Source organism: Candidatus Eisenbacteria bacterium (assembly GCA_018831195.1).
Taxonomy (GTDB): Bacteria; Eisenbacteria; RBG-16-71-46; order CAIMUX01; family JAHJDP01; genus JAHJDP01.
Window position 1 is genome coordinate 21,712 of sequence record JAHJDP010000053.1, and the last position, 19,800, is coordinate 41,511.

Below are 19,800 nucleotides of genomic sequence, written 5' to 3' on the forward strand. Positions count from 1 at the left end.
TCATGATGCATCAACTAACGTAGCACATTATACGATTTTTTAGACATGTTCAAAATGATGACGCCTTCATCCCCCGCTTGAACTGAATTTCCTTAACCATTGTATACAGGACCGGGACTACGAACATTGTTAGAATCTCGAATGACATTCCGCCAAAAGAAGGTATGGCCATCGGAACCATAACATCGGCGCCCCGGCCTGTCGCGCTCAACACCGGGATTAACGCTATGATAGTGGTGGCCGTGGTCATCAGACACGGCCGGACCCGGCGGCATCCGGCCAAGATCGCCATTTCCCGGATTTCTGAAATCGAGCTTGGCTTTTTCTCGGCAAAACTCTGATTCAAATAGGTGGCGATAACCACCCCGTCATCACTCGCAATTCCAAAGAGAGCCAGAAATCCGACCCAAACCGCGACGCTTAGGTTGACCGGGTGAACTTGAAATAGCTCGCGCATATTTACACCAAAAAAAGATATATCGATAAACCATGGACGAGCGTACAACCAGAGCAGAATAAATCCCCCGGCCCAGGCTACTGCGATACCGGAGAATACCAGTGTGGTCGTAGAAATCGAGCGGAATTGGAGGTAGAGTATCATCACAATAAGAAAAAGCGACAGTGGAAGGACAATCATGAGCTTTTTCTCGGCCCGAACCTGGTTTTCATAACTTCCGGCAAAAGAATAACTCACCCCGCTGGGTAGCTCCAATTCCCCCGTTGCAATCTTCTGATCGAGATAATCGCGGGCTTGTTCGACAACATTGACTTCGCCAAATCCGATTTTTCCATCAAATAGGACATATCCGATAAGAAAGGTATCCTCGCTTTTAATCATTTGCGGCCCACGAACATATTTAATATCGGCGAGCTGAGCCAACGGTATCGCCGCTCCATCCGGTGCGTCGATAAGAATCCTCTCCAGGCCTTCAATACTATCCCGCAGCTCGCGCATATAGCGAACACGCACACCGTAGCGCTCCCGCCCTTCTACAGTCGTCGTAATGGGCTTCCCGCCTATAGCGTATTCTATGACTTCTTGTACATTCTGAATCGTGACGCCGTATCTAGACGCCGCGGTTCTATCGATCTCAATCTCAAGATAGGGTTTACCGACGATTCTGTCGGCAAAGACCTTCTCGGCCGCCACAGATGGAACCTCTTTTAGGAGGCGCTCAATATCGAGACCGGCCTGTTCAATCGATTCAAGATCGGGTCCCTTTACTTTCACGCCCATCGGCGCGCGCATGCCTGATTGCAACATGACGATTCTTGTCGAGATCGGTTGCAATTTCGGCGCAGAGGTTGATCCCGGCACCTGGGCGACATCAATAATGGCATCCCAAATGTCATCGGGTTTTTCAATTCCCTCCCATTCCCGTCGCCCCGGATTTAGCTCCGGATCGAGCGCAGGCCGCCACAGACGGAAGGGTCGTCCCCCCCGCTGCGGTATGAGATCGCCACTTTCATCGCGCTGGTAACGACCCTGGACCATATAGGGTTCACCATCCGGGGCGAGTAATAGATTTCCCGCAATATCCCTGACGAAATCTGTTTCCGCCGCGTTAAATCGGAAGGTTATCCGCCTTCCACTTTCATTGAGAATGTACTTCGGTCTGTAATTAATAACCGTCTCAATCATTGAGACCGGGGCCGGATCCAGAGAACTCTCAACGCGCCCGATCTTGCCGACAACCTCATCCACCTCCGGGACAGCCGCGATCGCCCTATCCTGTATCTGCAACATATCCAGAGCTTCAGTGATCCCGGCATGAGGCATGGTTGTCGGCATGTACAAATACGAGCCCTCATCCAAGGGCGGCATAAACTCTTTGCCCAATCCAGGAAAGAGATGCGCCACCTCAGAGACCGGTTTCCATGCCAGTATTGAGCGAGGTAACCATCCAAAGAGTGAGGGAACTCCAAGCCAAATCATGAGACCCAGACAGATCAAAAGGGCTGGACCGGTCAGAAAGAGCGCTTTGTGTCCGAGGCACCAGCGCAGAAGAGATGGATAGAAGTGAAGAAATACCCGAAAGAAACCCAGAATCCCGCCGATGAGCAGGCCGACAAAGACCAGGTTTTTAATAAGTCCCTTTTCAGGGCCGAGCGGGACCCAATGTCTTGTCAACATGATGGTAATAACGAGGGCGGCCATTCCGATGATCATCCAGGATGATCTCCGTACGATGGCCGCTGGAAACTTTGCTTGGAGTTTCGCCGATCCGGCATTCTTCTTCTTTCTGAAGAGAATATGGGCGATCGGTGGTATAAGCGTCAACGCGACAATGACGGAAGCCAGAAGCGCAAATGTTTTTGTAAAAGCTAATGGCCGGAAGAGCTTTCCTTCGGCGGCAACCATTGTAAAGACCGGGAGAAAGCTTACAACCGTCGTGGCAATAGCGGTAACTACTGCGCTTCCCACTTCGCTCGAGGCTCTGTAGATGATCTCGAGCCGATTTTCATTCGAATCGAATTCGCTGAGTCTTCTCAAAATATTCTCTGTAACGATGATTCCCATATCCACCATCGTCCCAATGGCGATGGCGATACCCGATAGTGCGACAACGTTTGCATCGACATGAAATGCCTTCATGGCAATGAAACAAATCAGAACAGCCAGTGGAAGCAAGCTGGAAATCAAAATGGAGCTGCGCAGGTGCATGACCATGAGCAATACGACAATCAGGGTCACCAATATTTCATGGATCAATGCTGAGTTGAGTGTTCCCAAGGTCTCGTAGATGAGACCTGAGCGATCATAAAATGGGATAATTTGCACCTGGGACTGAGTGCCATCCGGTAGTGTCTTTTTGGGCAGCCCCGGCGCGATTTCACGGATTTTATTTTTTACATTTGTGATTGTCGCAAGAGGATTTTCACCATATCTTGCCACGACAACACCACCAACGGCCTCCGCCCCTTCTTTGTCGAGCGCTCCCCGGCGCAAAGCGGGGCCTAAAGTGACATGGGCCACGTTACGAATAGTGATGGGAACATTATCGTTTACTTTGATGACAGCGTTTTCGAGGTCCTCGATGTTTTTTACAAATCCGATGCCGCGGACGACATACTCAACGCGATTCACCTCTATTGTTCGTGCGCCGACATCCCTGTTGGACATCTTAACGGCTGCGACAACGTCCCCCAGTTTGACCCCGGCGGCGCGCATCGCGTCTGGATCCACATCTATTTGATATTCTTTAACATGACCACCGATGGAAGCCACTTCGCTCACGCCGTCAACAGCAGTGAGGGCATAACGGACCAGCCAATCCTGGATGGACCGCAATTCGGCAAGATCCCATCCCCCTGTTGGATTCCCGGATTCATCTCGGCCCTCGAGGGTATACCAAAAGACCTGGCCGAGCGCGGTGGCATCGGGTCCCAGGCTCGGCTTCACTCCTTCCGGGAGCGTCCCCGCCGGGAGGCTGGCCAGCTTTTCAAGCACGCGGGACCGGGACCAGTAGAATTCCACATCATCATTGAAAATGATGTAGATGCTCGCAAAACCGAGCATGGAGTAACTTCGTATTGTTTTGACACCGGGGATCCCTAGAAGCGACACCGTCAAGGGATAGGTCACCTGATCCTCGACATCTTGCGGTGAACTCCCCAACCACTCCGTAAAAACGATTTGTTGATTCTCTCCGATATCCGGAATCGCATCGACCGGCACCGGCTCCCGTGGCAGCCCTCCAAGATCCCAATCAAACGGAGCAACGATGAGCCCCCACCCGAAAACGAGAATCACAATCAGCAGAAGGATGAGCTTGTTTTCCAAGCAGAATCTTATAAGACGATCAATGGGATTGGGCCTGCGAGGACTGCCTGTGGGATGATGAGTCAGAGCACTATTGGGCTTCATGATCATTTCCATCCCGTTGCGAATGGCCCGCCCAAATCACTTCCTCTTCTGTCCCGCATTGGAACATGGCGCTTCCAAAATACGGATTCTCCGTTCCTTCCTTATTTTGAAGCCAATCGGCTCCACGCCCATCGAAAGCCATCGGACAATGGTAACGCAGAATCGGTTGGACCGTAGCGCTGCCAAAGCTATTGACAATCCAAGTGACCCATAAGGATAGATACTCGAACTCCTGCCTGGCACTTTCAATACCACCCGTCTTGTGAATCCGCCCTATGACCTCGCCGATGGGCCCCATGGCATCATCCCATGCCGAACGCGCCCCCGGAGGAAGATTCTGAGTCCCGAATCTTTGCGCATTGCTCTTTGATGAAGCGCTCCTTTTTACACCGGCACGCGGAAGGACTTTTTGCATCTTTCCGGCGGCTTCACTCGCCATGGTGAGGTCGTCATGACTTAGGGCATTCTGAATCTCAAAGTAGATGTCATACAGCGCAGACAAATCCGTCTTAAAGGACTCCGGGATATTTGCAGGCTCAAGAGGCGCACCGGGACCCTGAAGGGTCTCTGCAGGCATCGGCTCCATCATGCTGGGCTGAGCCATAATTTGAGCCGCGCTGTCGATCTTGAAATTGCCGTTGACAACGACCATCTCACCTTCCTTAAGTCCATCTATCACAACATAGTCCTCCCCGGCTTTGGGTCCCAGGACCACCTGCCGGCCCGTATAGATCCCCTCTTCCCCAGGTTTTGCTACATAGACAATCGCTCTCTTGCCGGTTCGCAGAGGCGCTGCCGCCGGTATCAGGAGCGGATCTCCATGATCCCACTCTCCATCCCGGCCTGGAATCTCCACCTGGACATTCGCGCCGATCCTCGCCTTTACAATCGCTTTGAGAAACATTTCCGGTTTGAGTCTGGCGGCGGGATTCTCAACATCGACCCGGACCTTGGCTGTTCTTGTTCGCGGATCTATCACCGGATCGATAAAAGCAATGATTCCCCCAAACACCTCCCCCGGATAGGCCTCTGAATAAAACTCGATTTCTTGTCCCTCTCTCAACCAGGTCAGATCACTTTCATAGGCATCCAATCCCGCCCAAAGATGGGATAAGTCGGCGATGGTATAGATGGGGGTTCCTATATTCACATAGTTCCCCTCAATCGCGGTTTTGTGAAGAACCACGCCGCTGATCGGCGATTTGATAGTAATCAGATCCGTGGATACTCCCGCCGTTTCAATCGCCTGAACCTGCTGATCCGTCAAGCCCCACAGCCGGAGTTTTTTTCTGACCGCCTCCACATTCGCCTGAAGGGTTCTACCAAATGAGTCATCGCCGCTGGAAAGACCTCCATATCGGGCGGCATCCGCTCGTTTCATCTTCAGGGCCTGGAGTAATTCTTCCTGCGCTGTTAATAATTCCGGGCTATACAAACTGACCAGAGGATCACCCGCTCGAACGGAGACACCGGTGTAATTGATGAAGAGGCGGTCAAGTCTCCCCGGAATCCAGGCACTGATCGTCGTGATTCGAGTCTCGTCCAGCTCAAGCTTGCCCGACATCCTAATGTCCACCACTGCGGGGCGCGTTTCAGCCAAGGCTGTTGTAATGCCGGCAAGTTTCCGCGCATTCGCTGAAAGTGTTATTTGTGAGGTGGCGCCCTCGGCGGCCTCTCCAATGGCGACAAGGATGAGATCCATACCACAGAGCGGGCACGATCCCGGTTCCGGCAATCGAATCTGTGGATGCATTGAACAGGTCCACATCTCGACTGCTGAACTCTGAGTTGCTTCACTGCCTGAATGATCCTGGTGATCCATGGCCCTTGTGGGGGGCTGAGGATTCCCAATCCGCCCGATAAGATATCCAATACCCAGCGGCAGAAGGATCAGAAGGAGAATTACAAATCGACGTGTAAGAGGTCTCTGAAATATGTTCCTGATCATTGTTTCAGCTCCGTCTCTCATTTCCCATCAGCCATTCGACCCGCGCCAGACTCAGCCCCTTGTCGGTTTGAGCCCTCTCGAGCGCGAGGTTCATATCCAAAATTGTTCTCTGGGCTTCAATCACCTCCAGAAAGGCCGCTTCACCTGCAGAAAATGCATTTAACGTCACATCCTGTGATTGCTTTGCCATCGGGATCAGCCGGTACTGATAAAGATCAATTCGTCTCTCTGCATCTTTGACATCGCCGAGGGCCTCCTCCAACTCAGCCGACAAACGATTCTCGAGATCGGCGAATTCATATAAGGCTTCCTGCCGCCGCAACTTCGCACTTTCCTTTGCGGAATTATATTGGCCGAACCAGATGGGAAGATTGAGTGAGACGGTTAGAATGACAGGATCTTTCCCGCTATCGGTCAGGGAGCGATCCAATGCATCTTCCGTCATAATGACATTGATACCGATCGTGACATCAGGATAATGGCTCTTCCCCAAAAGCCGGCTTGACGCTTCTTCCCTCTGAGCCTTCAATTGAAGCGCCTGCAATGATGGATTTTCTTTCTGTATTCGCGCTAGGAGTTGATCGATGGACATTTGTAGAATTGTTGAAGAGGGCGTTTCATATCCCGGTAATTCGGCGTCAACGGGTCGGCCCAGGAGGGTGTTGAGGTGAGATGCCGCATAGCGCCGGTCGTCCTTCAGACTCACCACGCGATCCTTGAGTTTTTCCAATTCTAACTGAATCGCCAAGGTGGATACCTGAGATTCTTGGCCGGTGGCGTATCGAGTCCGGGCGATACTTTCAAATTGCCGGATCCAATTTAGATTTTCCTCAGTAATGGCTATCGATTCGTCCAGATAATGGAGTTCATAATAAGCCTCTGTTACAGAGTAAATGAGCTTCTGACAATCCATGTCATATTTTTTTTCCTCAACATGGGCGGTCAAACCAGCAACTTCCCCTCGAATCATAAGCTTCTGGAACCAGGGAATCGTCAAGGAAAGGCCGAAGTTCCGCTCTTGTGGGCCGACCCGTGTTTCGACCGGCTCCAAGTAATGACCGTAAGTCATCCGTGGATCGGGCAAAGCACGGGCCGCGCTGATCGCTTCCTTCGAGGATTTCCAACGGCTTTCCGAAGCCTGAAGACCAGGATTGTTGGCCATGGCGTACTCGATGAGATCCTGGAGATTGGATGACTCCTTCAAATCATCGGGATTACCTAATTCATCCGCCCGAACATTGTCAGGAAGGACTACGGCCAATTGAGCCGCCAGGCAGAAAAGAGTCAAGGTGTGCACGATGCCGGTCTTTTTAATTCGATTCATGGTTCCTTCGCCTTGCCCTTTCTTCTTGCGCCACTATATTGTATAATTCATTCAGATCAATCGGTTTTGGGATAAAACCTGAAAGGTTCAATTCTTTGATCCGACGCTGGTCCAGCATTTCTGTATGACCGCTGATCATGATAATTGAACATTTCTTTGTGAGATACGGCCTTACGCGTAACAATAATTCAATACCGTCGCAACCCGGCATAAGATAATCGATGATGAGGAGATCGGGTTGGAGGGTCACACCAATAACTTGAGCCGCCGATTGAGGGCCGTCAAAACAGGTAATATGGCGCCCCTTTCCGCCCAAGACGATCGCCAAGCTTCTGAGGAGGGCCTTGTCATTGTCTACAACCGCGATCTGCATTCCCAGCTTCTCCCTTTAATACGGATTCATTGATTTGTATTAAAGCAGGAGAGATGCCACCCGCGTAGAGAAGTCGTAACCCATGATAAAGTATGCGATTACAGGCATTGTCGAAGAATATGAAGGGTGCTTTTCAGGGTTTAGATACCAGTTTCTGACACGTCCGCCCGCCAGTTTCTGGCGTTCCACTCTCGCAAGATTCGGTCTTTCTGCAGCCTAGCGGGGCGGACGCCTTAATTCATTATCGGTAATTTTCTTTCTCAATGTGGTGGGTGATATTTCCAGGAGCTTGGCGGTCCGGTTTATATTCCATTTGTTGACCTCTAAAGCCGAATGAATATATTCCTTCTCCATCTGTGAAAGTGGAATTATCTTGGCGGGAAAACTCATGGTCGCGTTTCTCGATCCCATGGTGGGGAATAAGAAGCTAAGGTGCTCCGCGGTAATAACTGGACCTGCTGTCAGCGCGATCGCGCGGGTAAGCACATTTTCTAATTCACGGATATTTCCCGGCCACTCGTATTGGCTCAATAGATTCAGAGCCTTCTCATCAATCGATTGAGCGGGTTTGTGGATACGCCGGGAGATTCTTGGGATGAAGTGATCCAATAGCAGAGGGATATCCCCCCGCCGTTCCCGAAGAGGCGGAACTCTGATTTTTGAGACAGCCAAACGGTAATAGAGATCTTCTCGGAACTCCTTTTCTTTGACCATCCTTTCAAGATCGCGGTTTGTCGCTGCAATAACACGCGCCTTAAAGGGAAGAGCTTCGAGCCCTCCAACCCGTTCGAACTCCCTTTCCTGAAGCACTCTGAGCAGCTTCGCTTGAAGTTCGAATGCCATGTCACCTATTTCATCGAGAAAAACCGTACCCTCTTGAGCATATTCAAATTTTCCGAGCTTGCGCTTCTCTGCACCGGTAAACGCTCCGCGTTCATGTCCGAATAACTCACTCTCGGGTAATGTGCTGACAATCGATGAACAATTGATGGCGACAAATGGCTTTCCCGGACTGGTCGCTTCATGGAGGGCTCTCGCGACTAATTCCTTTCCCGTCCCGCTCTCACCTTCAATAAGAATAGTGATCCGGCCCCGGGACGACAATCCGATCTCCTTCAGGAGATCAATGATTTTGGGGTCTTTTCCAACGATCTCACGTGACACCTCTTCCGGTTGAAGATCCATCTCGCCGAAAGGCATTCCGCCGGGTGCTTGCATCAATCCCGCATTTTTTAGACGGTTATATTTCTCAATCATCAGGAGAAATTCCTCCCGCCCTATTGGTTTGCGAATATAATCAAAGGCGCCAAGGCGCATCGCCTCAATCGTTGTAGACATCTCATGCGATCCTGTGATCATTACAATTGGTAACAGGGAATCCCTTTCCATCAGCTCTCGAAGAAGATCCAATCCATTACCATCAGGCAGGGAGAGATCCAAAAAGATGAGCTCGGGCGCCGACTTCTCGATCATTTTCAATCCATCGGAAAGATTATATGAAACCTCGGCAATATGACCTTCCGCCTCGATTTGAATCTGCAGCGACCGGCATAGGGCACGGTCATCATCGATAATCAGAATCCGGCTCATTCCTCCGCCCCTCGCGGAAGTGAAAGAGAAAAGAGCGCCCCTCCCTTCCGCCGGTTTTCAGCAAATACGAACCCGCTGTGACCCTCCACTATCTTCTTTACATTCGCCAGCCCAAGACCCGTCCCTTCATCGCGTGTTGTATAGAACGGTTGGAATAGGCGATGGATGTCGGCGGTTCTAAATCCAGGTCCGTTATCAGCCACAGACAAACGGATGGTGCCTGGACTATGCACCGGATATTCGGCCGATAGAATAACTGATTCACCGGGAGGCGATGCCTGGATTGCATTGGCCGTTAGATTTGTAAGAGCCCGTCGCAGCTGTTCCGGATCGGCGCAAAAGGCCGTTCCCCCCGTCAAATCCTTGATAATGACCCGTATCTCCTTCTCTTCTGATTCCGATCGAAGAATATCTTTCACATTATTGGCTATTTCGATAAAGCGAAGGCGCGTTTTGTTCAACTCCAATGGTTTTCCATAATTCAACAACTCTGACAGCATTCGCTCCAGCCTAAGGGCCTGTTCGGAGGCAATATCAGCAAGCTCTCTGTGAAACGGATCCTCCTCGACGTTGTGACGCAGAGCCTGAAGATTCATTTTTATTGAAGAGAGCGGATTCCTCATCTCATGCACAATGCTGGAGCTCAACTCACCAACGGCGGCCAATGATGCGGCCTGCAATAACCGCCGGTGACTCGCACTCAGCTCATCGATCATATGATTGAACGCCTCGGCGACTTCCTGCGCTTCGGCCCCGGCAAGGCGGCCGATACGCTCCTCTGATTGCCCGGCGGCAATACGGTGCGCCACGGCCGCGAACTCTCTCAAAGGTTGCGCTAAAACTCGCGCCCCATAATTCGCAATCACGAGAATCAAAACAAGGGTGATCAAGCCGGTCATCAGAGCCCGGTTTCTAAAGACGCGGAGCCAGGCAAAAGCCTCCTGTTCATCTATCTCGATAACCAGTGTCCCATTAAGGCGAGGAATCAAAGCGGAAACACCAAGGACTTTCTTGCCAGACGCGCTTCTGTAGCGCACAACCTCTCCACCACCGTCCGTAATTTGCTTTGGATAGGAATGGAACCGATACTTATTATTTTCGGCATCGAATCCATCAATCATGGGGAAAACGCCACCTGGTAAAAACAGGAAGGCCTCGCCTGTCCTCCCCAAACCGGTTCCATGTTTCAGGATTGTATTCATCCTATTATCGATATCTATCTCAGCGGCAATGTATGCCAATCCACCGTGCCGCGGATTCAAAACCCGACTTCCCGCCTGCACCATCACCGTTCCGTCTTCACGTTGAATCGGGGGTGTGGTCAGCAATCCATCCTGCGCGGCAAGCCTTTCCTTCAACAGTTTTGAAGGGAAGGCGCCTCCGGCAGGATCCGGCCTTTTAACAACACCGGAATCATCAGGGCGAATACTCCCTACTCGATTCCCGGTTCCCGCGGAACTGACCAATTGATTCCAGTTGACATCAAATGTACTGATCGAGTGATAGAATGGAGTTCCTACATGAAGATCTGAAAGGAGATTGCACGTTTCGGCGCAGCAGGATGAATCCGCGGAAGCCGGAGTTGAACCACATAAACCCTGAAGACATGGAGAGATCTGCAGAAAACCGAAATCGGATTCGATTTGTGCAAACCAGGATTCGATTTCAATCCGCCGAGCCTCCAGAACCGATTGCATATGGACCTTCTGCGAGGCGATGATGGCTTGACGCGCGCAATGATAACCCTGCGCCGCCATAATGAAGAGAGGCCCCAGCGCCACCGGCAACATCCAGAGCAGGATCCGCCATCTCATCGTCATGAGACGGATCATTTTTCTATTTTTTATCATCGAGTCACCAAGACGGGGTTATCCAGGCGGACCACAGACGATTTCCCATTCTCTGGCCTCCGGATTCCTCATTCACTCCAACCCTACCCCATATTCTTGTTACAATAATATGACATTTCAACATATAGATGGAAATCTTCCAAGATTAACCGGCGCATGATGGTTAAATTCCTGGAATCGTTGGAGATCAAATACGCTTACTTGGGGAGAATAAATACCTCTATTCCAACTTCTTCAGAGGGACGATTGAGAAAAGAACCCACCCGATCTGCGGCAATGATTGAAAGTGGGCGTAACACTCCCTCCCATCGCTCATTTTCACAATCATCCGGCCCTGTTTTTTTCTAAGCACAGAGGTCATAAAATCAGGTCTATCGAAATCGGAGCTCAGGCTGTCAATCGTCTTGTAAAGAATACTTCCCTTTTCTTTGTTTATTTCAGCCACTATGGAATTGTGGCTAATGATATTTCCGCTGTCATCAACCAGCAAGATGTCTGAACCGGGAAACTGAACTTCGACCAGTGGCCTATCCTGTAGGAATTCAAGTGGAACGTCGATGCTCCACAGACCGAGAAAATTGTCTTTCTCGTAAACCGGTATTGATACGGAAAGAATGATTCCCTCTCCGGCATAGTCGACCGTTGGTGCGGTCCATCGGATGGCCCGGCCGGGGTTGTGTTTTGGGCTAACAGAAAGATAGGTGTGATATTGGGACCAATCAAAGTCCGGAGATATGGCGGCGGCCAAATCAATATAGGGGTGTTGTATCGACGCATTGGTCACATCCTGATAATAAACCCAGGCAATACCCGGCAAAGTCTTACGCACCGCTGTGAGGATCGTCCCGAAATCCCTCAGCGCATACATCCGAAAACGGGTTTGGGGATCATTCTGGCCCTGTGGATTCCAGAAATAACTTATGCCGTCAGGATCGGCCTGTCCGTTCCGGTATTTTTCCAAGGCCGCGAGACTCTGAAAAAATCCGTCTGGGTCCTCGGCAAATGCTTCCTCTCGAAGCCACTGACTGATAGAGCGCCTGTCGTTTTTTGTGTCGCGGAAGCATCTCAGCGTTTTGTCTCGCAATTCCTCAAGAACATCGTAGATTTTAAGTATTCTAGAGGTGAGAGAGGCTGCACTGCGTTCCAACTGGTATTCGAGTATTTCCAGTGCGTTCAAAACGACCCCCTCTAAGATCTCGATCTTGACGGATGGTTACTACTTTTAACGCACCAGGTTACGAATAGATTCAATCTTATTTCAGGGCTTTTGTCAAGTTATCATTTGCTGAAGTTCAGAACAATGATCAAGGAATGGCATCGATTGTCCCCGTGGTGGGAGCCTTAGACCCCTTCATAACAGAGCACGGAAGTCACGGTCTGCGCTTCCAGAAGACGGCGCCCGTTCAATCCCGCCAGTTCGACAAGAAATGTACAGCCGACAACTTCTCCACCGGCTTTTGACACGAGCCTCACAGCCGCCGCGGCCGTCCCACCCGTCGCTAAGAGATCGTCGACAATTAGGATTCGTTGGCCTCTTGAAACGGCGTCCCTATGAATCTCAACAGCATCCTGCCCGTACTCCAGCTCATAGGACTCTTGGTAGACTTCAGCGGGTAACTTCCCCTTCTTCCGAATGAGAATAAAAGGCAGCCCCTGCTCAAGAGCCATCCCGGCGCCGAAGATAAAGCCACGGGATTCAATCCCGGCAATGGCATCGACACCCTTATCGAGAAAAGGATCCCAAAGGGCCGTAACAGCATCTTCAAAAGATTGGGGTTGTAAGAGTATCGGGGTGATGTCCCGAAAGAGAATTCCCTTCTTTGGAAAATCAGGGATTGATCGAATCGTCTGACGCAGGTTTTCCACCACGGGGTTTTGCATGGGCAGACCTTCCTCTCATGCGAGGCATTTCTCCGGATGAACGGGGATCTTTAAAGCCTCCGTTCCATCCTCGGCTGTCCGGCCGGCCCGAAACCGGCTTAGCCGGCCGGTGGAGCGAATCTCTTCCGTGAAGCAACGTTCGGGACTGCTCTATCCAGCCTATGTTTGCCCATACAACCGGGTTGTGCAAGGACCCATCCGCGCAATTGCCTCAGCGCCCGCTTCTCCATCTGGCGGATGCCCTCGCGGCTCCGTCCCATGCGTCGCCCAATCTCTGCGAGTGATTGGGGATGTCCATCCAGAAATCCATAGCGCGCCCGCAGAATGATTTCCTCTGTGGGTGGCAGCGCCCGAAGCCAGCCATCCAGCTCCGCCTTCTGAAGATGCCCCTCCAAAACGACCTCGAGATTCTCAGGAGAGGGAAACCGGTTGATCACACTCTCCCCCTTCTCATCTCCGGAGATCGCCGTATCCAGGGAGATCGACCCTTCCCGTAATGCCTGCAGGCGGCGGACCTTGGCCGGGGTGATTCGAAGACCCCGCGCAAGTTCTTCTTCGCTGGGAAACCGCCCCAGTTCCTGCGTCAAGCGCCTTTCCGCCTCCAAAAGCCTGTAGAGACGGCGGAGGAAATCCATGGGAAACCGCACCGTGCGCCCCAGGTTGGCCACGGCTTGGGCAAAGGCCTGCCGGATCCACCAGGAACCGTAGGTACTGAACCGGAAGCCGCGTTCAGGATCAAAACGTTCGACAGCCTGGATCAGCCCAAGATTCCCCTCTTCGACAAGATCTTCGAAGGAGACGCCGCGTCCCATATAACGGCGCGCCAGGAAAACAACCAGGCGGAGATTCGACTTGATCATCTCTTGTCTGGATGTGGTGCATCCTCTTCGGCTGGATCGCATGAGTTCCCTCTCTTGACTCGCCGAGAGGGGCGGATGCTTGGATAAGGCTCGAAGGTAAAGTTGAAACCCCGAGGGAAACGAATCCCTATTTTCGCCGACCAGGCAGGAATCGGATTCCTTTCGGGAACGGCGTCGCTCCCTTTGGGGTTCTACAATAGGAATCTTCAGATCGCTAACCAACTGCAGAAACAGATCCAGCTCATCGGGATCGATCGAACGCTTTTCCAGGGTTTCCTCCAGGTCCGCAGCTTGGATGCTGCCCTGGTCGAAACCCCTGCGCAGAAGTCCTCCCATCGCATTGGGTACTGAAAAACCCCCAGGCATATTTCACCTCCTGGGGGGGGACCTTTGGTTAATCACTGTTGAGGCAGGCGTATGGTCGGGGCGAGAGGATTTGAACCTCCGACTCCCTAGTCCCGAACCAGGTGCGCTACCGGACTGCGCTACGCCCCGACCTTCTTTACTACTTACCTTATCGACATTCTATCAATCTTTCGCCACCAATGCAAAGAACAACGGCTGGCCGTCATTCTTTCTTCATACCACAATTCCTAAATCCGCCCTATCTATATATATTACTACATGTTAGAAGAACACAACAAGGGTCTTTCAATCCTCCCGCGCCCCTGTGTCTTCCCCCAAAATCCGCTTTCGATCGAGGGCTTTTTTGAAAACACGGAGCATATTCAATTCAACAAGGCTTTTCCCATGGGTCATATTTCCCCCATGTCGCCTGACCAGGAGTGTCACCGCCTCTATTCTCATCATGGGGATCTTCTGTTCATTGGCTCGGTTGTACCAATCCGTATCCTCACCAAACTTGAGGGTCTTATCAAAGAGCCCCACTTTATCAAAAACCCGTTTTCGATAAAGTCCCGCACCGATGTAGTAAGGAAACGATTCTCGGGGATTCCCCCTGTACTCATATGTCTTACTCCGGGGAGAATACTCCACCAACTGCGCATAACCGTGGATCAGATCCAGTTCCGGTCGACGCGACATTTCATCTACAAGCATCCTCAAATTATTTTCCGGCCAGAGATCGTCAACATCAAGGAAGGTGATCAAATCTCCAGCCGTATCTCTTATACCCCGGTTTCTTGCCGAAGCCGCCCCATTGTTATCCTGCCGGAAATAGCGGATATCGCAGGGCAGCCCCCTAATGATTTCAGCCGTGCCATCCGTTGATCCATCATCCACGATGATGATCTCAAGAGAGGGATACGCCTGCGCCAGCACATTTTCAACAGCCTCTTTTATGAAGGCCGCGCCGTTATATACGGGAATAACGACACTGATCAGGGGATTTTGTCGCCCGGCCGAGGAGACCTTCTCGACAAGGGGGCCCTGTGAGACCATCCCGGGGTCCCGGTCCAGAAAGTCAGCAATCGCCCTTGGAATCAGAGCTCGATCACGTCCCAATTCGATCCGGTAGCATGGCAACCGCGAACAGAGCCGGTCAAAGAATTCATAGGTCCGCCGGCCGACATTGGGGAGCTGAGACATTGTTGTGAAAGAAGCCGCCTGCCTTGCAATCGATGGTTCTGTATTTTTAAAAGAGGTCCTTTCTGCATCGACTATACCCGGCACCAGCAGGGCTCTAAGGGGCATTTCCAGCTGCATTTGATCTTCAAAATAGGGATGTAAAAAGAGAACGGCTTTCTCATCTCGTAGTTTGTCTGGATTTTTGATGTGGGGACGAAGCATTGGATATTGATCAATATTGTCCGCATCCAGCTTTGCTGTACCGTACAAATTATAGACCACCGGCTCAGGATCCAATCCGACAATAAGATAGTCATCCGCCACATAAGAATAACCCGCCTGCAAACAGGCAAGGGCGGTACTCGACTTTCCTACCCCCCCCTTGCCGGTTATCAAAACCGCGCCTTTCTCTGTCCCCACTGCGGCGGCGTGAAGGAGTTGCCGACCTCTTCGTTCCATCCCCCAATGAATAAGAGTTCGCAGCGGAGAGGCCTTGACCCAATAGGGCAGCGTCTCCGCCGTCGCAACCCAATAGATTCCATTATTACATTGATGATCAAGAAGATTCACCGAATAATCATGCCAGTGAAATGCCGTTCGTATCCGCTCGCTGTTGAAACCCCAAATATCACCCCGATCAGTGAAATGATCTCTATGACAAGGAGGATCCGGCATCCGGATGCCGGTCGATTGTGAATCCCACAAGCAGAAGGTCAGATCAGGCAGCCCATCGGGGATTATTTTTAAATGTTCAAGCGCAGGTGTAAGGTGCGTCAACAGCCTCTCTCCCGCGAAAGATAGGCGGATGGTCACACCTGCGATTCGATAATCACATATAACTTCTCCCACCGCGGCCCGGGCCTTCAGGAACCGGTCGTATGTCTCATCGTAGAAAGCGATTTGCTCGGCTTCTGTTTTCGGGTTGGTTTTCATCCGCCGGTGGGGCCTCCCGCTCCTCCCGGCCCGGCCGGAACCGGCCCGCCTCGTCGTAGAATGCCGTTCTCAAGATGATAGAGTTCAGTCGCATGAGCAAAGACATCTGGATCATGGCTGATCGTCACCAGGGCCGGCCGTTCATCGAGTTCCAATAGATTTTTCATGAGCCGGTTGATCGCCGAGAGTTCCAAGTGATTTGTCGGTTCATCCAGGATGAGAAGCTTCAGACGGCGGAGAAGCGCCCGCGCAATGGCGATTCTTTGGACCTCCCCGCCGGAAAGCAGAACACCCTCTTCACCGACAGGCGTATCATATCCATCGGGTAGTTTCTCAATGAATTCATCCGCAAGCGCGATATGCGCCGCCCGCCGGATTTTTTCAAGCGTCGCGTCGGAGCATCCATAGGATATATTCTCGCCAATGGTGCCAGAGAAGAAAGTGGGATGCTGCATGACAACGCCGATATGGCGCCGGAGTTCAACCATATCCAGATTGTCGTAGGGAATTCCATCGGCCAGCAACTGTCCCGCGTGCGGACGGTAAAACCCAAGGAGAAGCAGGAGGATGGTACTCTTTCCCGCGCCGTTGGCCCCCAGAATGGCGATATTTGATTTCTCCCTGATTTTCAGATCCACTCCACTCAGGATAGGCGTCTTATCATATCCAAACCGGATCCCCTCCAAATCAATCCGTCCTGTAAAGGGTATTCGTTTTGTTCCATAGTACGGTCTTGTTTCACCGGTATCTCCCAGCCGGTGCAATGTGATGATCGATTCATTTCCTGAAATCAGAAGAGGAATTGAATTTGTTATCGTATTTACACGCCCGTTGAGTAGGCCCGCCGCCACCCAGAAAGACAAGAACTCCCCCAGTGTCATCGAACCCCGGGCGACCGCTGCGCCGCCGACCACGAGAATGATGAGACCGCACAGCCCAACGACCGTGCTTTGGATTTGCCCGTGCACGGCATAAATAAAGGCCATCTTCTCGCTTGTCCGCCTGAGATGATGGAGTTCAGCCTTCCGGCGGATGATCTCTTCTTCTTCGTACGACTGAACGCGCGTCAGATCCATATGCTGAAGAACAAAGAGCATCCCTTTGCTAAAAGCCTCGAACGCCCTTTGGAAAACAAAGACACGTCGTTTCACATATTTTCCGGTCAAACGGATTGTCAGGAATAGAATCGGAGCCAAAGAGATCATCAATACCAGCAGAAACCAGTTCAGGAACACCAGGACGACAATGAGAGCGAGCGTCGCGAAGATAGCCGGAATGAGCTTTGAAACAACTTCATTGCTCATATTGTCGAGACGCTCGGTATCTTGGACAATCTGAGCATGCGTTGTTGTACGATCAAGCCGCGTATAATGAGCTCGCGAGAAAGCATAAAGTTTTGAAAGAATATCCTCGCGAAGATGCTGCACCGCCTCTTTGATCAATTTGATGTGTCGGTCGCGCAACCAAAGAGCGACACCGCTGTTGAGCAGGCGTATGGTAAAAATCCCGATGCCGACATAAACCAGCTTCCAGACATCACCTTCAGGTATCGCTTTGTCAAAAGCATAACGGATAAGATACAGCACGGGGAGGACCAGCAATGATTGAGCCGCAGCGACCAATCCATAGAAGAGGAGTATCCGCAGGCGGCCCCTATAAAAATCGACCAGATAGCGCCAAGCCTTTGGATCGAGGAGTCTTTTATCCGGCTGTCTTACCGCCTCAGCGCTCATCGGCGCCCCTTCCCTTCTGGCTTTCTCACCATCTTTTTGATCTTATTCCAGATGTGGCCGAGAACAACAGGAAGCACCTGCGATCGCCTTTTCAATTGGAAATGATAACGCATGAATTCAGGAATTTGCGCGAGTTTGCTAAAGAGACTCTTGCCCGCCGAGTAGCGCAGAAAATAAACGAAGAGAATCGGATAATACCCCAGGAAGAGGCTCCGCCTTTTATCCGAATCGATGCCGATATAGCGGTACTCGATACGCTCGGTGAAGGTCGGCGGAACGCTCTCCAAGCCATCCAAAATCCGGTGGGGAATGGGAGCCTCAAAGATTTCTTGAAGGTACCTCAAGCCGCGGGCCGCCCGCAGCCGAATGCGCCGCCGGCCGGCCTGGTCCAGGACTCGATCCCAGTCAATGTTGTTACCGGCTTTCTGCAAGATGATCATCGCGTCCGGTATCCAGCGGATCGAAGGCTCAGGATTCCACCGGATCCCATGGACGACCGTGTGCAGCAGGGTATCCGTCGGCTCCATCGCTCTTGTCGGTACACCGGCGAAGCTCAGCTCCATCGACCGTTGCCAAAGTTCCTCATCGGCCTCGTTCTGTAGACATTCCCGATAGACATGCCAATGAAGGTCGAACTCATGATCATCCTTCCCGATCAACTGCACGGCATGGCGGAATCGAAGATCATCGGTAATGGAACGGGTATTGGCTCTCCAATCTTCCTTCTCAAGACGGGCGATAGCCTCTTGAACCTGTTCCTGGGGTACGAGAACATCGACATCGGCCATCGGTCGCACACCAACATCGTTATAGTAATACAGGGCCATGGGGGCCCCTTTGAGAACCATCGTCTGAAGCCCCGCTTCATGCAGGCTCTTCAAAATTGCCGCTGTCTCATGAAATAAACGTTGATTCGCACACCAGGAATAGCGGTAAAGCCCTTTGAGACGCGTCATCAGGGGATCATTCAGACCACAGGCCACAAGGTTTTTGTAAACAAGAGGAAAAAGGCGGAAGGACCCGCGATCATGGTTCTCTTCGATAAAATCGTTTCTTGACGTCCATTCTAGCCAGGCGTCCAGCGCTTTATCGCCCGTTAACAAAGCGGCGCGGAGGAGAATTTCCTGGTCTTTGGTCGGCCAGAAGGCTTCTTTTCGAAGTGACGCCACCTTTCTATTCTTCCTCCCTTATCATATCGTCAGCCATCTTTCGCCGGCGATCGAGCGCGGCTTTGGCGACCTTCAAATAGTCACTCCGCGCATCGGGATCAATGATTCCGATATTTGTTGTATGGATGCGTCTTTTAAGGACAACGTCATTGATCATTTTTGTCTTTATCCCGGCCTCATTGATCCGCATAATCCAATCTATCGTTTCCCCTGCCGTGAAAGCCGTTGAGAAGACGCCGACCCTTTTAATAACCTTGCGCCGAACAAGAATGGCGCCGGCGACCTGAGCCGGCATCGGTTTTGGATCATACTTGATCTGCTTCTGCAAAATATCAGGCAATTCGGGACTCACAAATTGAACGGCATACCCGGAAACAAGACCCAAACTTGGATCCTCCTCGAGCACCCGCCGCTGTCTGTCCAGCTTTCCATCGGTCCAGAGATCGTCGGCATCGAGAAAGGCGATAGTGGAACCCCGCGCCTGTTCCAGGCCGGTGTTCCTGGCTGCACTGATTCCCGCATTCTGCTGGTAAGTGTAATGGACCGGTTCGCCAAAGTTGCTTATCACTTCACTGCTGTTGTCGGTCGATCCATCATCTATAACAATGATTTCGAGTGGGCTGTGGTTTTGAGCCAAAACGCTTCTGATCGCTTCAGCAATATACTTTCCCGCATTATAGCAAGGGATAATGACACTGATGAGAGACCCGTCCTGTGTTTCGTCTTCCGATCCCATTTGGGATT

General features: G+C 51.6%; 13 protein-coding genes and 1 tRNA gene. All 14 read right to left on the reverse strand.

Annotated elements, in window-relative coordinates; all coding sequences use genetic code 11:
- Positions 1 to 49 precede the first annotated feature (49 nt).
- Positions 50 to 3,868, reverse strand: a complete 3,819-nt coding sequence (locus KJ970_10155; GenBank protein ID MBU2691282.1) for an efflux RND transporter permease subunit — start codon at positions 3,866 to 3,868, stop codon at positions 50 to 52.
- Entirely contained in the window at positions 3,855 to 5,816 is a 1,962-nt protein-coding gene (locus KJ970_10160) for an efflux RND transporter periplasmic adaptor subunit (protein ID MBU2691283.1), read from the reverse strand. Before KJ970_10160 ends, KJ970_10155 begins: the two co-directional genes overlap by 14 nt.
- A 4-nt stretch (positions 5,817 to 5,820) precedes the next feature.
- Positions 5,821 to 7,140, reverse strand: coding sequence for a TolC family protein (locus tag KJ970_10165; GenBank protein ID MBU2691284.1), 1,320 nt, complete (start codon positions 7,138 to 7,140; stop codon positions 5,821 to 5,823).
- On the reverse strand, positions 7,127 to 7,513 hold the full coding sequence (locus tag KJ970_10170) for a response regulator (GenBank protein MBU2691285.1): 387 nt from the start codon (positions 7,511 to 7,513) through the stop codon (positions 7,127 to 7,129). Before KJ970_10170 ends, KJ970_10165 begins: the two co-directional genes overlap by 14 nt.
- A 216-nt stretch (positions 7,514 to 7,729) precedes the next feature.
- On the reverse strand, positions 7,730 to 9,103 hold the full coding sequence (locus tag KJ970_10175; protein MBU2691286.1) for a sigma-54 dependent transcriptional regulator: 1,374 nt from the start codon (positions 9,101 to 9,103) through the stop codon (positions 7,730 to 7,732).
- On the reverse strand, positions 9,100 to 10,923 hold the full coding sequence (locus KJ970_10180; GenBank protein ID MBU2691287.1) for a sensor histidine kinase: 1,824 nt from the start codon (positions 10,921 to 10,923) through the stop codon (positions 9,100 to 9,102). Before KJ970_10180 ends, KJ970_10175 begins: the two co-directional genes overlap by 4 nt.
- Before the next feature lie 250 nt (positions 10,924 to 11,173).
- On the reverse strand, positions 11,174 to 12,130 hold the full coding sequence (locus KJ970_10185; protein MBU2691288.1) for a hypothetical protein: 957 nt from the start codon (positions 12,128 to 12,130) through the stop codon (positions 11,174 to 11,176).
- A 164-nt stretch (positions 12,131 to 12,294) separates the two neighbouring features.
- A complete protein-coding gene (locus KJ970_10190) occupies positions 12,295 to 12,834 on the reverse strand; it encodes an adenine phosphoribosyltransferase (protein ID MBU2691289.1) in 540 nt (179 codons plus the stop codon).
- A 98-nt stretch (positions 12,835 to 12,932) separates the two neighbouring features.
- Positions 12,933 to 14,060, reverse strand: coding sequence for an RNA polymerase sigma factor RpoD/SigA (locus tag KJ970_10195; GenBank protein ID MBU2691290.1), 1,128 nt, complete (start codon positions 14,058 to 14,060; stop codon positions 12,933 to 12,935).
- Between the two features lie 52 nt (positions 14,061 to 14,112).
- Positions 14,113 to 14,189 (reverse strand) — tRNA-Pro (locus tag KJ970_10200).
- Positions 14,190 to 14,345: 156 nt separating this feature from the next.
- Entirely contained in the window at positions 14,346 to 16,154 is a 1,809-nt protein-coding gene (locus KJ970_10205; protein MBU2691291.1) for a glycosyltransferase, read from the reverse strand.
- On the reverse strand, positions 16,151 to 17,887 hold the full coding sequence (locus tag KJ970_10210) for an ABC transporter ATP-binding protein/permease (GenBank protein MBU2691292.1): 1,737 nt from the start codon (positions 17,885 to 17,887) through the stop codon (positions 16,151 to 16,153). The genes KJ970_10205 and KJ970_10210 overlap by 4 nt, the downstream gene beginning before the upstream one ends.
- Positions 17,884 to 19,056, reverse strand: a complete 1,173-nt coding sequence (locus KJ970_10215; protein ID MBU2691293.1) for a nucleotidyltransferase family protein — start codon at positions 19,054 to 19,056, stop codon at positions 17,884 to 17,886. Before KJ970_10215 ends, KJ970_10210 begins: the two co-directional genes overlap by 4 nt.
- A gap of 4 nt (positions 19,057 to 19,060) precedes the next feature.
- On the reverse strand, positions 19,061 to 19,792 hold the full coding sequence (locus KJ970_10220; protein ID MBU2691294.1) for a glycosyltransferase family 2 protein: 732 nt from the start codon (positions 19,790 to 19,792) through the stop codon (positions 19,061 to 19,063).
- Positions 19,793 to 19,800: the final 8 nt, after the last annotated feature.

Coding starts and splice junctions, on each gene's coding strand:
- KJ970_10160 (MBU2691283.1), bottom strand. CDS start 5,816: ATGATCAGGAACATATTTCAGAGACCTCTTACACGTCGATTTGTAATT.
- KJ970_10155 (MBU2691282.1), bottom strand. CDS start 3,868: ATGAAGCCCAATAGTGCTCTGACTCATCATCCCACAGGCAGTCCTCGC.
- KJ970_10195 (MBU2691290.1), bottom strand. CDS start 14,060: ATGCCTGGGGGTTTTTCAGTACCCAATGCGATGGGAGGACTTCTGCGC.
- KJ970_10175 (MBU2691286.1), bottom strand. CDS start 9,103: ATGAGCCGGATTCTGATTATCGATGATGACCGTGCCCTATGCCGGTCG.
- KJ970_10170 (MBU2691285.1), bottom strand. CDS start 7,513: ATGCAGATCGCGGTTGTAGACAATGACAAGGCCCTCCTCAGAAGCTTG.
- KJ970_10180 (MBU2691287.1), bottom strand. CDS start 10,923: ATGACGATGAGATGGCGGATCCTGCTCTGGATGTTGCCGGTGGCGCTG.
- KJ970_10220 (MBU2691294.1), bottom strand. CDS start 19,792: ATGGGATCGGAAGACGAAACACAGGACGGGTCTCTCATCAGTGTCATT.
- KJ970_10210 (MBU2691292.1), bottom strand. CDS start 17,887: ATGAGCGCTGAGGCGGTAAGACAGCCGGATAAAAGACTCCTCGATCCA.
- KJ970_10190 (MBU2691289.1), bottom strand. CDS start 12,834: ATGCAAAACCCCGTGGTGGAAAACCTGCGTCAGACGATTCGATCAATC.
- KJ970_10165 (MBU2691284.1), bottom strand. CDS start 7,140: ATGAATCGAATTAAAAAGACCGGCATCGTGCACACCTTGACTCTTTTC.
- KJ970_10205 (MBU2691291.1), bottom strand. CDS start 16,154: ATGAAAACCAACCCGAAAACAGAAGCCGAGCAAATCGCTTTCTACGAT.